The organism is Rheinheimera sp. B2H12 (genome assembly GCF_059620065.1).
Genome location: NZ_CM184363.1, coordinates 637317 through 654212 on the forward strand (window position 1 = coordinate 637317; position 16896 = coordinate 654212).

13 protein-coding genes are annotated in these 16896 nt (G+C 50.5%); 5 read left to right on the forward strand and 8 right to left on the reverse strand.

What is annotated here, in order from left to right:
• Positions 1–156: 156 nt before the first annotated feature.
• On the reverse strand, positions 157–810 hold the full coding sequence (locus AC53GJ_RS02840; RefSeq protein ID WP_496731023.1) for a pseudouridine synthase: 654 nt from the start codon (positions 808–810) through the stop codon (positions 157–159).
• A gap of 36 nt (positions 811–846) precedes the next feature.
• Complete coding sequence (rapA, locus tag AC53GJ_RS02845; protein ID WP_496731024.1) at positions 847–3759, reverse strand: RNA polymerase-associated protein RapA; 2913 nt, start codon at positions 3757–3759, stop codon at positions 847–849.
• A 196-nt stretch (positions 3760–3955) separates the two neighbouring features.
• Here rapA and AC53GJ_RS02850 point away from each other — a divergent pair, with 196 nt between their 5' ends.
• The 3 genes from AC53GJ_RS02850 to AC53GJ_RS02860 all read left to right on the forward strand — a co-directional run bounded on the left by AC53GJ_RS02850 (position 3956) and on the right by AC53GJ_RS02860 (position 9010).
• Positions 3956–5347: a PhoH family protein gene (locus AC53GJ_RS02850; RefSeq protein ID WP_496731025.1), complete on the forward strand. Its 1392-nt coding sequence runs from the start codon at positions 3956–3958 to the stop codon at positions 5345–5347.
• 68 nt (positions 5348–5415) lie between these two features.
• Positions 5416–7953 carry a hypothetical protein gene (locus tag AC53GJ_RS02855; protein WP_496731026.1) on the forward strand — a complete coding sequence of 846 codons (2538 nt, stop codon included), beginning with the start codon at positions 5416–5418 and terminating at the stop codon, positions 7951–7953.
• A complete protein-coding gene (locus AC53GJ_RS02860; RefSeq protein WP_496731027.1) occupies positions 7934–9010 on the forward strand; it encodes a hypothetical protein in 1077 nt (358 codons plus the stop codon). The genes AC53GJ_RS02855 and AC53GJ_RS02860 overlap by 20 nt, the downstream gene beginning before the upstream one ends.
• Here AC53GJ_RS02860 and AC53GJ_RS02865 read toward each other — a convergent pair.
• Together AC53GJ_RS02865 and AC53GJ_RS02870 are read right to left on the reverse strand one after the other, a co-directional pair.
• Entirely contained in the window at positions 8995–9942 is a 948-nt protein-coding gene (locus AC53GJ_RS02865; protein ID WP_496731028.1) for a hypothetical protein, read from the reverse strand. The genes AC53GJ_RS02860 and AC53GJ_RS02865 overlap by 16 nt on opposite strands.
• Positions 9914–10609 (reverse strand): choice-of-anchor H family protein, encoded by a 696-nt coding sequence (locus AC53GJ_RS02870; RefSeq protein WP_496731029.1) that lies wholly within the window; start codon positions 10607–10609, stop codon positions 9914–9916. The genes AC53GJ_RS02865 and AC53GJ_RS02870 overlap by 29 nt, the downstream gene beginning before the upstream one ends.
• Before the next feature lie 105 nt (positions 10610–10714).
• Here AC53GJ_RS02870 and AC53GJ_RS02875 point away from each other — a divergent pair, with 105 nt between their 5' ends.
• Positions 10715–11557, forward strand: coding sequence for an RluA family pseudouridine synthase (locus AC53GJ_RS02875; protein ID WP_496731030.1), 843 nt, complete (start codon positions 10715–10717; stop codon positions 11555–11557).
• On the opposite strand, the gene AC53GJ_RS02880 is transcribed toward AC53GJ_RS02875, so the two are convergent.
• Positions 11548–13548: a tetratricopeptide repeat protein gene (locus tag AC53GJ_RS02880; RefSeq protein WP_496731031.1), complete on the reverse strand. Its 2001-nt coding sequence runs from the start codon at positions 13546–13548 to the stop codon at positions 11548–11550. The two genes, AC53GJ_RS02875 and AC53GJ_RS02880, sit on opposite strands and share 10 nt — an antisense overlap.
• 123 nt (positions 13549–13671) lie before the next feature.
• Positions 13672–14625: a D-2-hydroxyacid dehydrogenase gene (locus AC53GJ_RS02885; protein ID WP_496731032.1), complete on the reverse strand. Its 954-nt coding sequence runs from the start codon at positions 14623–14625 to the stop codon at positions 13672–13674.
• A gap of 227 nt (positions 14626–14852) precedes the next feature.
• Between AC53GJ_RS02885 and AC53GJ_RS02890 the strand changes: the two genes are divergently transcribed.
• Positions 14853–15611, forward strand: a complete 759-nt coding sequence (locus tag AC53GJ_RS02890) for a transporter substrate-binding domain-containing protein (RefSeq protein ID WP_496731033.1) — start codon at positions 14853–14855, stop codon at positions 15609–15611.
• On the opposite strand, the gene AC53GJ_RS02895 is transcribed toward AC53GJ_RS02890, so the two are convergent.
• Together AC53GJ_RS02895 and AC53GJ_RS02900 are read right to left on the reverse strand one after the other, a co-directional pair.
• Entirely contained in the window at positions 15608–16042 is a 435-nt protein-coding gene (locus tag AC53GJ_RS02895; RefSeq protein WP_496731034.1) for a group I truncated hemoglobin, read from the reverse strand. The two genes, AC53GJ_RS02890 and AC53GJ_RS02895, sit on opposite strands and share 4 nt — an antisense overlap.
• A complete protein-coding gene (locus AC53GJ_RS02900; RefSeq protein ID WP_496731035.1) occupies positions 16036–16860 on the reverse strand; it encodes a DUF3034 family protein in 825 nt (274 codons plus the stop codon). Before AC53GJ_RS02900 ends, AC53GJ_RS02895 begins: the two co-directional genes overlap by 7 nt.
• Positions 16861–16896 lie beyond the last annotated feature (36 nt).

The window sequence follows — 16896 nt, forward strand, 5'->3', positions numbered from 1 at the left end:
CCAACTCGCTAATTTTATTTGATTTGTGCTTAATAAACAAACACTGTTCAAGTTTATTACTAATAAAATTGCTAATTTTATGGCGAGATAGCACTATTTTAGCATTTTAAGCTGAACTTTGCATGAACCATATTAGTCTAACGACTCTTTAGAAGGCTAAAATGGACTGGTTAGCGTAAATTCTAGCCATTGTTGACTGTGCGGATGAGACAATGCCAAATACTCGGCATGCAGTTGCAAACGCGAGGCTGCTGCTAATCCCGCTGCTGAAGCATAAAATTTATCTCCCAAGATCGGATGTCCCAACCATTGCATATGCACTCTTAATTGGTGAGAACGACCAGTGACAGGGGTGAGCCGAACTCTGCTGCTGTTGTTTTCGACCGATAGCAGGCTGAAATGGGTCAGTGCTGGTTTACCGTGTTGAAAGCAGACCATTTGTTTAGGCCGGTTTGGCCAGTCGCAAATCAGCGGCAATTGCACAGAGCCCTGATTGACCGGCAACAGACCTTCCAGCCTGGCAATATAATGTTTTTTGGTCTGGCGTAATTCAAATTGCCGGTTTAAGTGACGTTGGCTGTCAGCACTAAGTGCCATCACCACCAAGCCGGAAGTTGCCATATCTAACCGATGTACAATGCGGGCGGTCGGGAACACCCGTTGCACCCGTCGTTCCAGGCAATCCTGATGTTCAACGGCTTTACCTGGCACAGTCAACAAACCACTGGGCTTATTCAGCACCAGCAGTTGGTCATCCTGATACACAATCTCCAGGTAGGGATTGGTTGGCGGATCATAATGGATTAGCATGCTGCTGCCTGTGGCCGCATCATCCAATACTGGCCTTTATTCATGGCTGGCCACAATGACCCGAATGGCATCAAACTTCAAGCGGGCTTTGCTGATGTAGTCGCTCAGTTGGCTTTGCATGGATTGCAAATGGCTGATTTCTTCCTGTCGCACCGATGGATTGATTTTGGCCAGCGCCGTTAACCGCTCGATCTGAGCTGTCAGCGCTTGCTGCATTTTTTGCTGCGCTTCTTGCTGAATATGCGCCAATTGAGTACTGGCATAAGCTTCAGCTTTGGCAATCAGCGGATGGATAGTGGTTTGTAAAGCTCCCACCAGTTTAGTGGCAGTCTGGCGGCCCACCGGTTTTAACTGACGATTAAAGTTATCAAACGGCACATTTGGTGCCAGGTTTTTGCCGCTTTTTTCCAGCAATAACCGGATCGGTGTCGCCGGTAAATAACGCCCTAACTGTAATTCAGCTGGCGCACTGGCTTCTGCCACATAGATAAACTCGACAAAAAAACTGCCGACAGGGAGTTGTTTGTTAAACAGCACCGCAGCAGAGCTGTTGCCCATACTGTCGTTGGTGACGATATCCAAAGTGCCTTGTACCATCGGGTGATCCCAACTCAGGAACTGAATATCTTCTTGTGCCAGTGCAGTATTACGGTCAAAGGTTACACTGACTCCTTCTTCATCTAATCCGGGGTAGTGTCCCTGCGTTTGTTCAGATGGGGTCAGTACTATACTGGTATCGCTGCGATCATCCTGATTAATACCGAGGATATCCCAAGCCTTAATCATGTACAGCGGTAGCACAGTATCGTCGTCCTGTAACCGGATTTGCTCGGCGATACTCGCGGCCTGACCACGGCCGGCTGAATTCATTTCCAGCAGTTTATCCCGGCCTTGTTCCAGTTTTTGTTTCAGTGCGGTATTCAGTTCCTGCGTTTGGGTAATTAAAGCAGTGACGTCATCCTGCGCCGGCTGATGACTGGCCAGTAGTGCCAGCAGTTGTGGCTGGACTTGTTCAAACACGGCACGACCGGTCTGGCTGGTGTGGGCAAAAGCCTGTAAGCCCTGATGATACCAGTCGAGCAAAATCTGCTGTGGGTGATTGCTAAAGTGCGGCAGATGGATTTGGATATCGTGTTGCTGACCAATCCGATCGAGCCGACCAATCCGTTGTTCCAATAAATCCGGGTTCAGCGGTAAATCAAACAACACTAAATGATGGGCGAACTGGAAGTTACGACCTTCACTACCAATTTCAGAACAGATCAACGCCTGAGCAGCGTTATCATCCTGGGCAAAATAAGCGGCAGCTTTGTCGCGTTCAACAATACTCATGCCTTCGTGGAAAACCGCCGCTCTGATACCTTCTTTCACCCGCAAGGCTTCTTCCAGCGCAATGGCGGTATCGGCATGGGCGCAGATAATCAGAAACTTTTTATATTTGTTGGCTTTAATCCGTTCGATAATCAGCTCGACTCTTGGGTCAAACTGCCACCAACTGCTTTTACTGCCTTCAAACTCCTGGAAAATCCGCTCCGGGAATAACTGGGCGCGTGCTTTTTGCGCATCAGTCTGACCGCCGTTAAAGGCTTGCTGCACTTTAATGGCATTTTTATATTGCTCTGGCAATTCCAGTGGCAGCAACTGTGGCTGACGTTGTGGAAAGCCCGCAATCGCAGCACGGCTGTTGCGGAATAAAATCCGGCCTGTGCCGTGTCGATCCAGTAACTGGCTGATCACCGACTGCTGCGCCTGACGACGGCCATCATTGTCATCGTTCTGTTGTAATAAGGCTAATTCAGCCGTTAAATCGGTTTCGGCAATTTTTTGCTGTAGGGCTTTGGCGGTATCGGCCGAAATCACCGGGGCATCCAGCACTTCACGCGCCAGCTCGGCAATTGCTTTATAATGCTGCTCTTCAGCGACAAAGGTCGGATAATCATAAAAACGGGCTGGGTCTAATAAACGCAGGCGAGCGAAATGGCTTTCGTGGCCTAACTGATCCGGTGTTGCCGTCAATAGAATGACGCCTGGTGTGTCTTGCGCCAGTTCTTCAATCCGGCTGTATTCAGTGCTTGGATTATCCTCGCTCCACTGTAAATGGTGCGCCTCGTCGACCACCAGTAAATCCCAGTGCGCTTCGGTGGCGGCGGCATGCCAGCTTTTCTTTTTACTGAAAAACTCCAGCGTGGTCAGCACCAGTTGCTCTGATTCAAATGGATTACCGCCATCGCCTTTGGCTTCGGTGCAACGTTCTTCATCAAAAATGGCAAACTTAAGGTTAAAACGCCGCAGCATTTCGACCAGCCATTGGTGCATCAGCGATTCCGGTACTACCACCAGCACGCGCTGAGCTAAACCGGCAATCAGTTGCTGATGAATAATCAGACCGGCTTCAATGGTTTTACCCAGACCCACTTCGTCAGAGAGCAAGACACGAGGGGCGTGACGTTTGGCCACTTCATCGGCGATATAAAGTTGATGCGGGATCAGGCTGACCCGGCCACCGGCCAGACCCCGCAGTGGGTTTTGTTGCTGGTGGTGAATATGTTGCCAGCTGTGATAACGCAGCGTGAACCATTCAAAACGGTCAATTTGGCCAGCGAATAACCGGTCTTGTGGTTGATTAAAACTGATGAAATGATCAAGGAATGTTTCCCGCAGGCTGACGGCTTCGCCATCATCGGTACGATGGCCGTGGTAAACCAGCGTCTGATTTTTTTCTTCAATACTGGCCACCACCAGGCTGAAACCCTCCGCACTTTTGACGGTATCGCCCGGATTAAACTGCACTCGGGTTAATGGCGCTTCTGCAATCGCATATAAGCGGGTTTCGCCACTGGCTGGAAACAGCAGAGTCAGCATGCGGCCTTCAATACCAACCACAGTGCCTAAACCTAAATCTGACTCTGAATCACTGATCCAACGTTGCCCAAGTGCAAATTTCATCATATTTTTTACCACTCCGAAAAAGGGGCTGCATGGTACTAAGAATCGTCGCAAACTGCATCTGAATGCTGCGGTTTTTTTACCATAGCTGAAAAACTGTCATCCGAATGTCATCCACGGCATTGATTCTTGCTCTACATTAAACAAGACAGCTTAGTTGTTTTTGTTGTTTTGCTCGACCCACGCTAAGGAGCTGCATATGGCGCGAAGAAAAAGCAAAGAGAAAAAAATCTACGTCCTTGATACCAACATTCTGCTACACGAACCTTTTGCCTTTTTAAACTTCCAGGAACACGATGTGGTGATTCCGATGACGGTGCTGGAAGAACTAGACCATATTAAAGATAAACATAAAGATGTCAGTCGGGAAGCCAGAGTGGCAATCCGGGCGCTGGAAGATGTGCTCAAAGATGCCAGTCCGGAGGAAATGCTGCAGGGGGTCGCTTTACCAACGCCAGGCGAGCAAAAAGACGCCGGCCACTTATATATCGTCAACGACCACCATTTATCTGATCAAATCCCCGGCTTACCCGGTGGTGAAAATGATCATTTGATCATTAATACGGCATTATTTTTACAGCGGGAAAAAGCGCCAGTCAAAGTAATTCTGGTCACCAAAGACATTAACATGCGGCTAAAAGCCAAAGGCGCCGGTTTAAAGCAGGTGGAAGATTACCGTACCGACCAGTTGATTGATGACGTGCGGTTTTTGTACAAAGGTTATTATAAATTTGCTGGTGATTTCTGGAGTCAGGTCAAAGACTGCAAAAGTGTGAATGAAGGTCGTGAAACCTATCACTATTTACCGCGCGCTGTGTTGCCAAATCCTTATCTGAATGAATATCTGCTGGATGAGCATGAAACTTTTGCCGGCCGGGTGGTTGCTATCACGGAACAGCAGATTAAGGTGCTGGATTTAGGCTTTGAACGTTTGTTGCATAAAAAAGCCTGGGGTGTGCAGCCGAAGAATATTTATCAGGCGATGGCGCTCAACGCTTTACTTGATCCGGAGATGGATTTGGTGATCCTGACCGGCCCGGCCGGTTGTGGTAAAACCTTGCTGGCGCTGGCAGCTGCGCTGGAAATGGTGATTGAACGCGGTTTGTATGACAAAGTGATTGTGACGCGTAATACGCCAGAAATTGCTGAATCTATTGGTTTTTTACCCGGCACTGAAGAAGAGAAAATGGCGCCCTGGCTAGCAGCTATTACCGATTCACTGGAAGTGCTGCACAAAACCGATGAACACCCACACGCCAGCGTCAATTACATTATGGATAAAGCCAATATCCAGTTTAAATCAGTCAACTTTATGCGCGGGCGCAGTATCCAGAATGCCATTGTGTTGTTGGATGAGTGTCAGAACTTATCCGCAGCCCAGCTAAAAACCATCATCACCCGCTGTGGTGAAGGTACTAAGCTGATTTGTTCCGGTAACCTCTCGCAAATTGACAGCAACTATCTAACTGCGGTGACTTCGGGTTTGACCTATATTGTCGAGCGGTTTAAAAACTTTGAAGGCAGTACCACCATTAATCTTAATGGCGTGGTGCGTAGCCGGCTGGCTTCTTTTGCCGAGGCTAATTTGTAAACAGGTTGACTTGAACCCCTGATCCGTTAGGCTAGTCACTTAAAGATCAGCAAGGAAGTGTAACTGCGGTGAAATGGTTCTCATGGTCAGCTCTGGTGTATCTGTTATCGCTGCTGTTTATCTGGAGCTGCGGTTACTGGTTGTTGTTACAAAGCAGCAACTGGCAGCTGCAGCAACAAAAGAGCAGTATCAGTCAACAACTGGACAGAGGCGTTGCTTTGCTGCAAGACTGGCAGCAAGGTTATCAGCTGCATCTGGCTTATTTACAAAGCCGTGCTGAGACTTTATCCGTGACAGCCGACAGCACACCGCTGGCGGATCCATTACAAGATATCGATGACAGCATCCGTCGGGTCTTATGGCCAGATCCGTTATTGGCTTATGTCGTGCTGGACCATGACCAGCGTGTTCTTCGATTCAGCTCGGCTGCGGCCAGTAATTTTTTCAGTCAGACCCGATTGCCAGCAGCGCCGGAGCAAGTATTTTTACCCCCTTTGGTTTTTCCTGGCCAGTGGGTGATGCCACTTCGGGTCCGTCAGCCTGACCAGACGTTGTTATTGTGGTTTGATGCGGCTCAGTTGCAGCGGCAATTGCAACAACTGACCTTAAGTTTTAATCATGCCACTGAATTACTGCTGCTCGACAGTCAGGCTGAGATTTACTCACGCAGCCGTTATCAGATCCCACTGCTGGCCAGACTGGGTCAGGTCAGCAGCGATCCTTATCAAGTGTTGCGGCTCTATGCGAAACGGCCGCCGGAAAATTTACTGCGCAGTAAACAACGTTATCTGGATGCTGGCGTCTGGCCGCTGACCACGGTGGTCAGTCAACTGGGCAATAGTAATGCCGGGTTTCTGAGCAGTCATTATCTGAACTACCTGGGCCGGCCCACTCTGGCAGGCTGGCAATTATTACCGAACTGGCAGTTGTATGCTGTGGTTGAACGTGATGCCAGTCTGTTGCTGGCGGATTTGGCGAAGTTAAAACAGCAATTGTTGTTGTTGCTCAGTGCCACGACTGTGTTGTTAACGCTGATTTTCTGGTGGTTACATCGCCGGTTGCAACGCTATAGTGCCCAACAGGCGGCCGCAGCGGATTGGACAGACGATACCGAAGTAGCGCCGTTTGATACTGTCAATGCCGGCTTCGCCAATTTGCCCGACAGCCAATTGGCGGTTGCCGGGCTCACTGCTGGTTCGCTGCTGGCAGAACATCCCACCGCAGTGACAGTTGCCTCAGTGCCAGCCGTTTCGGTATTGCTGGAAGCCTGGCTAAAACAAGCGGATGCCGATCCGCGACTGGCGGATCTGAGCCGTCACTGGTTACAACGCCAGCAAGCGAACCAGGCCCAGGCTTGCTGGGTCTGTCCGCTGTCGACTGAGCTGACGTTATGGTTACAACATTGGCAGCAACAGCATGAGTTGCAACTGACTTGTATCCTGGCGCCATCGCTGCCGGTCTTGTTGCAGTTTGAGCAACAACTTTGGTTCAGGCTGTTGCAGTTGTTGCTGCAAGCCACTGCCAGTCAGGCAGGGCAGGGTCATGTGCAACTGACAGTGTCGCTGCAGCCAGGGTCACAACTACAGGTAGAGCTGCTTGATCTGGCCAATGGGCAAGCGGTGCCACAATGGCAGTCCGGGCTACAGGCTGCGGCAACAAACAGCAGTGCGCCGCTGCGTGCTGACAGTTGCCATATCGAAGAATTATGCCAGTTGATGCAGCCTTTATTACAGGCCAGTGGTGGCCAGTTGGTACTGGAACCACAAGCATCAGGCTATCTGTTGCGCTGGACCACGCCAGTGCTGGTGCCTGAGTTCCAGCCAGTGCAACGCCCGTTCAAGGTGAACGGGCGGGCCATGCTGTTGTGTCCAGCCGGATTTTTGCAACAGAATTATCAGCAGTTATTACAGCAGGCCGGCCTAGAGCTATTGCCACTGGATGATAGTCAACAACTGCTGCAATGGTGCGCAGGTACCCCGTTACCGCTGGATAAACTGATCATTGACGAGGGCTTTGTCAAATCGGACCCCCATCTGGCGCTGAAAGTCGCGCAAGTAGTCAGGCGCTATTTTCCTGAGGTTCAGGTGCTGCTGACGGTCAGTAAACCCCAGCGCTGGCAGCAGTTGCAACCAGAACTGCTGCTGTTAGCCAAACCTTGTACCTGGCTGTCGTTGCAGCAGGCCTTTGCCCAGTCAACAGGTCTGGTTCGGTTGCAACGGCCAAAAGTCTGGTTGTATCTGCCGGATCCACTGGAACTTTGGTGGTTGGAGCAAATGTGTCAGCAGTTAGGTTTTGAGGTGCTTGCGATCAACCATTGGCCCCAATTACCAGGCGAGTTGCAACAAGATTGTTATTGCCTGCCCTGGCAGTGTCATCCGGAGTTATCCGGACCCGTGTTGCCGACGCGGTTGTTATGGTGCTTACCTGAAGTTGCCGCTCTTGCCGCCGAGCCGCTGGCTGGTTGGCGACTTTCGGACGGCCCGGCGTCATTGAGTGAAAAATTGTTTCAGCTGTTGTCGCAGTCAACAGTAGCTGGGGAAACCACCCTGCCTGTCAGCCAGGCACCAACAAAGATGGATTTAGTTGATGAACCCACTGCATCTTGAATATAAAAGATCTCAGCGCACGGCGTTGCTACTGGTATTACTGCTGGCGTTGAGTGCTGCTGCTGTTGATTATTTCTGGGGCTTACAGCAAAGGTTAAGCCAGCGGCAGGCCATGTTGTATTCAGCCACCGAAGATTTAGAACACCAACTGACGCCAATGCTGGAATTGCTGCAATTATTACGGCAGGAAGCAGTACAACAATTAGCACTTGATGCCCCAACCAGCCCGGTCAGCCCTCTGCCAGGCGCACAATGGTCGCTGGACAAAACGCAGCAAAAGCAACTGAGTAGCACTGAGCTGCAGATGCTGCAGCAATTACAGCCATTGCTCTTATTCAGCCAGCGCTCAGTGGCTGGTGTCAGGCAGTTGAGTTATCTGTCTGCGAACGGTGTCTGGTATCAGCCGCAAACGCAACGCAGTGTTGCAGCGGAACCATTGTCTGAACTGTATTGGCAGCAATTTCAGCCACAGCAGCTGTTGACGATGCCACAGGTAAGGCTCCACAAACTGCAGACCCAGTCGGCCAGCTACGTGCTGAGCATTGCTATTTTCCATCAACAGCAGTGGCAGGGAGAGTTCCTGCTGGAATTTGATTTACCGCTGTTGCTGCAAAAAACCGCCAAAGCGCAACAAGGGGCTCAGCTGCAGTTATTTAATGAAAGTGGTGATCTGTTGTTAGCTGTCAGCAATGGTGAGTTGTCGCCAGTTCCGGCCCAAGTTCAACCCATGCATCATAGTGATCAGTTAAAAATGTTAACTGTATTACCACTATCCTTGCATATTGAAGCGGAGCAATATCAGACTTTTTCTATTGAAGTGATTGATTTTATTGTTCATTTCTTTTTGTTTTTGCTGGTGTTACTGCTGTTGCTTGCTTATTGTCGTCGTCGTTACCGCGCTAAAGTTTTATCGCCGTTCCAGCGTTTGCTGGTGCATATTGACCGTTTATTACGCGGTGATGCGCAAGGTGTTAGAAATGTCCCCGTTGAGTGGCAGCCATTGTTCCGGCAGGTTGAGCAACTCAAACCAGAGCAGCAGGATCAAAATAACCGGTAGTTAAACTGGCGGTTATACAGATAGAGCTGATAAGGCTTGGCTAGGGTGCCAATCGCATTTTCAGCGGGGCCGGTGGCATCAATCACTAACAAGGTTTTGCCTTCAATGCTGACTGTCATTTCATCTTTGATGGCCGGGATTTGCGCGGCAATCACGGCATGATCTGGAAAATACAGGATAGCCAGCTTCATCGTCGGAAAAATATGCTGCATGACACCGGCAAATAACACGGCTTTGCTGTCACAGTCACCACGGTGTTGTTGTAGCAACTGCCAGGGCGAAACAAAACCAGTGCCGGCTGACTGGCGTCGGTCTGATAAATCCTGGTAAGGAATTTGTTGGATCCAAAGCACCACCTGGCTGGTAATTTTGCGGATATTATTCTGGCCGTATAAAGCCACAAAGGCGTTGGCGACAGGTTTCAGCAGGGGGAATTGCTGTTTGAGCACCGCCACATGGTCCGGAATAATGTAACTGGCGCCCTGAGGCGTGGTCAGACGGTAAAACTGACCTTGCTGCAAATATTGCTGGTAAGCCTGTTGTTGCAGTTGCTGTAGTTGTTGTTGCACTTTGCTCAGTTGGCCGGGCTGACCACTGAGCTGAAAGCTCAGCGGCTGAGCCGGTGGAGACAGTTGCAGCCGCACACCTTGCTGGGCTAGTTTCACCGCTTCCTGCAGCAGTTGCTGACGAATAAAAGCCTGGGCAAGTGCTGGCGAGTAACGGCGTGCGCCGCCAGCTTGCGCTGGCAGGCTGGTTGGATCTAACACAAAAGTGAGCCAGGGCTGTTGCTCGCGCTGATAATTGAATTCAATACCCGCCGGTAATTGTTGCTGTTGCAGGCTGAGACTGGCAGCTGCAGCCGGTTGCAGCTGCGCGCAACAGAGCAGGACACAGCAGTAAAGCTTAGCACTTCGACCGAAAAGGCTTGGCAACAGAGCGACTCCGCCGGTATACACTCAGCAAGCTTAACCCCAATACCGCCAGAATTCCAAGACTGCCACCAGATTCTTCCCGTACGATCACCGCGACATAACTGTCTTTTTGCTGATCTTCCAGTGCCAGTCGATCCATAGTCTGATTATCGTAACCTGACATTTCCGCCAGCACATAACCGGTTTGGGCATCCCTGAGCTGAATTTTCAGTTTGTAATAATCACGACTAAATTGCTGCAGGTCAGTTTCGATGGAAAACCAGTCACCGCTACTGTCTTTATATAAAGTAAAAATGGAGCTGGTATGAATGATCCGCTCTTGTCCGATACTGTTAATCAGACTGTAGACCGCGTAGACAGGCTGACTGCTGTACTGGCTGTTGGCATCAAAACGCACTCTGAGCTGGCTATAAAAACCATTGTTATTCAGATCATGCCGTAAGGTTAAATCCAGCGTATGAAACCAGGCCGTACTCTGATAAGCCTGTTCCACCGATGGCTGACGCTCGGCCTCGATCCCGGCTTGCGCCGAGTTTATGACCGCCGCCTGGCTGGCAGGCAGGAATTGTTCTTTGGTAGGTTGCGGTGTGTCTAGTACAGTGTCAGCAGACACAGCGCCAGTCAGTAATATGGCAGCGGTAAATATCAGGCAATCGCGGGTTTTCATAGTCAGGTCTCCGGCAGCTTTGTTATCATTCTGATCCTGAATGGCTGAATAGCTCCTGAATCTTCGGTGGCTGGTGCAATAAGCCGGATAATTGTTGGAAAACTGATGAAAATAACTAAAACCATCCTGGTGCAACAACCGAGCCTGGCAGCAGATTTACTGGCCGAGCAGGTACCCGCTTTGTCTAAAGGCCGGATCAAAGACGCGATGAATAAAGGTGCGGTGTTGTGGCAGCGCGGTAAACAACAAAAGCGCTTGCGCCGGGCGCAAAGTAAAATTGCCGCAGGTGAACAACTGCATCTGCATTATGATGATGACATCTTACAGCGTCAGTGTGAGCCCGCAGTTTGCATTGCGGATCAGCAGAGTTACAGTATTTGGTACAAACCGCCCGGCATGTTATCGCAGGGCAATGAGTGGGGCGACCACTTAAGTTTATTACGCTTTGCCGAGCTGCATTTTGACAATAAACGCCAAGTTTATCTGGTGCACCGGCTGGATCGTGAAGCCAGTGGTTTGGTGATCCTGGCGCATCAAAGTAAAACTGCCGCTTTGTTCAGCCAGTTGATCCAGCAACATCGCATCAGTAAACAATATCAGGTGCTGGTGCTGGGGCAATTGCCGCCGGAGCTGCTGCTGGCTGGTAAAGTAACACTGCCGCTGGATGGCAAAGCCAGTGAAACTCGTTTCCGTCTCGCCCCGTTACAGCCGCAGGCGGAACACAGTTTGTTAGATATTGAGCTGATCAGTGGCCGCAAACATCAAATCCGCCGTCATTTTGCCGCCTTGGGTCATCCGGTGATGGGAGATCCGCGTTATGGCGAGCAGAATCAGGATCCAGCCGGACTTGGCTTACAAGCGGTAGCGTTATCTTTTCAATTACCTGGCCAGTCGCAGCGCCAGCAGTTTGGCTTGCCAGCGGGACTGCGACGTTATCCTCAAAGTTGAGGCCGCATCAGTGTTCTGCTGTTGCAGTGTAATTCCAGCAGTCCCAGCTTCAGCGCATTGATAATGTCCGGCCGCACGTGATCAGCGGACCAACTGCAAGGGGCTGCCTGGGGGCAACTGGCGACTAAACGATAATGGGTTTGCCCTGGCTGTTGTTGGCGGGCTTCTGACCAACCCAGCCAAATCAGTTCCCGTAATCCAGTCAAATCAGCAGGCTGCCAGTGTGGTCCCAGCAAAGGTGCGAGCGGTGCAATAAAGGAATACAGCGTTGTCTGCGTCGGTAATTGCTGTTGCAACTGTTGCAACTGACTTTGAAATTGTTGTTGTGCTTCAGCCAGTTGATCGGGTGGACAGCGCCAAACCAGCCAGAGTGCATCAGTGTGCACTGTGTAGCCGGCCAATAATTCCGGGGCTATGCTGCTGATACATTGTTGCATCACTTCCCGCAGTGGTTGTTCGCCAAAACGGAATTTCAGCAATTGTGGTTCTGCCAGTTGCAAGCTCTGCAAATGTAAGGCTTCATGCCGATGACGATGCAGCTTGCGGCTAAACTCATGCCAACTGATGGCCAGCGGGGCATTGACGTTTTCCACTGGTTCAGGCGGCGACTGACGCCGGCGCAGCCGCCAACCCAGCAACAATGCTCCGATGAGCAATAAACCTAGCAGCAGACTGAGCACTTGCCATTGCTGGTTCTGCTGTTGTAATTGCTGCAATTGTTGTTGCTGCTGTTGTTGTTTTAAATTTTGTTGCAGCAAATCCAGGGTATTTTTTTGCTGCATACTCAGTTGACTGAGTTGTAAATCGCTGGCTTGCTGTCCAGCCTGATAAGCTTGTTGCCACTGAGCCTGGGCGGCAAACAATAACTTGTTCAGCTCCCAGTAGCGGTTTTTCAGATAATCGGCTGCCTGGTCAAACTCCTGCAACTGAGGTAACTGGCTGGCGGCAGCTGCAGTGTCGTTTAACTTCAACAGCACTTCTGCCAGCGCCAATTGTAGTTCCAGTCGCATACTGTCATTTTGCAGCTGACTGTAATATTGCAAGGCTTTATGCAGCAGTTGCCTGGCTTTTTCCAGTTCCGCGTTCAGTAACGCCAGTTGTGAGAAGCCATAATTGACCAGCGCCACCAAATGAGCATTTTGTTGTTGTTCTGCCGAGGCCATGGCTTCTGTTAACACCGCTTCGGCTTTGTCGCCATCTTCCATCTGCAGGTAGGTCTGGGCAATATTGACCTGGGTATAAGTATGTTGTTCTTTTTGAGCTTTACGCAAATACAGTTGTTCAGCCTGCAGCAGATGCTCCAGCGACAGAGAATATTGTTCCAGTTTGCGGTAGGCCATGCCGAGCCGCAAATGGATAGAGGCCAGTGGCTGTTCTGTTTGCAGTTGCTCTGCCAGTTCCAGAGCCCGCGACAGTTGCATCTGGGTCATGGCAAAGTTGTTTTGTTGCAGTGCCAGCCGGCCCGCAATTAACCGCCCCTGTAATTCAGCTTCCGGCAGTTGGTTTTCGGTGGCGATGGCGATGCTTAGTTCGGCGTAACGCGCTGCTTCAGCGATATTGCCTAACTGATTGTAAGCTTGCGCAAAACTTTCATAAATACTGGTCTGGGATTTGGCTTTGTACTGAGGTTCCAATTGATCCAGTAATTTTTCCGCTTGTTGCAAAGCACTGATCGCGGTTTTGGTATCACGAAACAGCAGACCATACACCACGGCCTTATGTTCCCAAATTTGTACTGCCAACGCCGGATCAGGCTTTAATTTCAGCGCAGCATCAATGCTTTGTAAGGCCGCATCTTTATTGGATAACTGCAAATAGGCGAAACTGAGCTGGTACCAAAGTTCGGCCTTGGGGTGCTGCTGGACTTGCTGACTTAATTCAGCGGCCGCTTTCGCCGGATCTTGTGCAATTGCCGCTTTTTCAGCCGATAAATCGATTGCAAGCACGCTGTGGTTCCACAGCAGCAGAATAAAAAACCAGCTAAATTTCACCCCAGACCCCTTTTTTACTTTGCGCTGAACGAGTTATTTTGACATCAGCTGCATTTATTTTTGCAGCAGTGTACCCTGCCCAAGTGGTCACAACCAGTAGCCTTTGCTGCTATTTTCTGCTTTTCAGTTGCATTGCCGTATTGGGCTGCCGGCGAGGAAGGCCTGAATATTTTCCGTGGTTTGGTTAATCAGTGCCTGCATGGCTTGTTGACTGGCCCAACCCACATGTGGCGACAACAACAATCCCGGAATATCTGCTTGCAGTAGCGGATGATCGGCCGGTGGCGGTTCCACATCCAGTACATCCAGCGCTGCTCCTGCCAGCTTGCCGTTTCGCAGAGCCGCAACCAGCGCCTGACTATCAATTAAACTGCCGCGGGCGGTGTTCAGCACAATGGCATCACTTTTTAACCAACTAAGTCGCTCCGTGTTAAGCAGATGGTGATTGTCCGCTGTTGCCGGGCAGTGCAGTGACAAGACATCAGCCTCGGCTAAAGCCTGCCGGAAGCTGAGGCGGCCTGGCCGGATCTCGCTGGCATCAGGTCGCTCTGCAATGAGCACCTGCATGCCAAAGGCCGCTGCCAGCCTGGCCGTGGCCTGACCTAAACCACCATAGCCCAGTACACAGAACTTCATCTTGGCCAGTTGCCGGATAGGGTAATCCAGCAGACAAAACATCGGACTGCTGCTCCATTGACCGGCGCGAATGGCTTGCTGATAGGGCAGAATCTGATTTACCAGTGCCAGTAACATGGCCATGGCATGTTGCGGCACCGCCTGCAGAGCGTAATCTTTGGCGTGACAGACCAGGATGCCAAGTGCGCGGGCTGCCGCCAGATCAATATTGTTGACGCCGGTAGCTGTGACACAAATCAAACGCAGTTGCGGTAATTGGGCCAGCATAGTCGCGTTCAACTGGACTTTATTCACCACCAGAATGTCCGCTGATTGTGCCCGGTTCAGCACCTCTGATGGCATGGTGCTGGCGTAACACTGTAATTGGACTGGCAGTTGTAGCCAGTTGCCAAGCTCAGTGCCCGGCAGACTGTCCCGTTCCAGAAAAACCATCTTATGCATGATCTGCTCGCAAAAGTGTCAAAAACCTAAACTCGAAATAAGCGTACGACTTATTCAGCATTATTCATCAGCCTGAAATCAGCATGGACTATTTTTCGCACCAGTACTTTGGTACTCATTACCCAAGGTTGAGGCTAAAAAGCTTGCTTTTACCAGATGAAACACCTATCAATAAAGCAGTTTTTTCTGATTTTGCAGTTTTAGGGCTAAAACACGGTATTAAGTGCATGCAGAAGTTGATTGCTGTTGGAATAAACCGATTGTGGTCTGGTTTGCTGCTGTCTGTTTGCGTTTGGTATAGCGTGGTCAGTCAAGCCAAAACGTTAACAGTCGCGGCGGCGCAATGGCCTGGTTATACCCATGCTGATGGCACAGGGCTGTATTTTCAGATCCTGCGCGAAGCACTGGCGACAGAAAATATTCAGTTAAATATCCGCACCAGTAACTGGAAAAGAGCCAAGCATATGTTCCAGGCCAACAGAGCCGATATCCTGATCTGCGATTATCGCTCGGCCGATCCGATGCGCTTATGGCCACGTTGGCATCTGGATTATGACCAGCCTATTTTATTATTCAGTCTGCAACAGCTCAGCAGCCTGCAACAGCTGCAGGATCAGCCGGTGGGCTGGTTGTTGGGGTATGATTTTGACCGCTACCTGCCAGTTTCGGTGAAGTCTTATGAAGTGGCGACAGATCAGGAAGGATTTACCTTATTGCAGCATGGCCGGCTGACGGCTTTTATCAGCTACCAGATGCATCTGCCAACAACGCTGAAAAGCCGGTTTTACAGTACAGAATTAGCGGCAGCACAGCCAATGTACCCGGTGTTCCATAATGATTTTAACGGTCGCATGCTGGCGCGCGCTTTTGACGCAGGCATGCGACGCTTGTATCAGAGTGGCAGACTGGCAGAACTCTTTAATAATCCTCAGCTTTATCAGCATGCCCGTTTTGAACAGCTGGCCCAGTCACTGGAACGGTTTTAACGATAGACCACATCGCCGTACATGGGGGCTAATAGTCCCAGCAACTGATTCTGTGCACTGATCGCGATCTTTTGCGCTGTCATCACTTTCATCAGATGGCGTACCAGATTGTCAAAATCGGCCTGGGTGATCTGAAAGCCGGTATGACTTTCCTGCATACTGACACCGGTGTATTTGCACGGTCCACCGCTGAGTTCGCATAATTGTTCAATTAAAAGTCTGCGGAAGCGTTCGATGTCGGTATCCTGGAAATGATGCACAATTTGCGGATCATGTTCGATTTCGTGTAATAAACCATCCACGATCTGGCTGATGCCCGCCTGCTGACCTAGTTGCTGATAGAGTTGATCTGCAGCAGGTTTTTGCTGACAACCACTGCCAGCACCCAAGCTGATGAGCAACACCAGCAGACACCCAATCCGATTTACCATGTTGCCTCCACAGCCAGATAATAACCTTGTTGCTCAGCCAGGCCGGCAATCTTACCCAAATCAACATAACCCGCCACGACGCTGAGGTGCTGGTTGATAAACCAGCCGACAAACAGATCGCGCCAGTGTTCTTCAGCAGCAAAAGCCAATTGATTTGGTTTTTGCCGGAACTCCACCCCAACCGCCAGCGCTGGCGTCAGCAGCACAGCGGCGGACGTTTCCAGCATATAACGATAACTTTGCGAACTGGCGCTGCTAAAACCGAGCAAACCGGTTTGATTGGCTTTGGTGGCGCGGACTGTGGCATTGAGCAGCAGATTACGGCCAGCAACCGCATTAAAATAAACTTTGGATGCGGCCAGATACCAGTCAATGCCGCTATCTTGTCGCGCCCCGACCAGGGCGGGTAAAGTAAAATTACGATGTTTTTTGTATTGCATGCCGACACTGATTTGCGGCATTGCGGTGTAAAGCAGTTCACCCGCCAGATGGTACTTCAGGCCAATAACATCCTGTTGTAAATCTCCACCTAGGGTATCAAGCTGAAATTTTTGCCGGCTGAAACTGATTTCATAATGGTTGTCATAGCTCAGGCCTACCCCAGTGCTGTGCAGGGTGAAATCATCCACCCCAACCTGATTACGCATGGCGCTGACGGACCACTGTCCGCTGCTGGCATAACCTTTAATCACCGCCCAGGGCACAATACCACCACCGGCTGCACCTTCGATAGTGCTGGCGCCGCCAGTGGCTATCACTTTGCTGCCAGCCTGTGCCGGCAGGGCACAGCACAGCAGCAGTAATGCCAGATATTTCATCAAATCTCCCAGGGTCAGTTGACCTTAGTTGCGGTT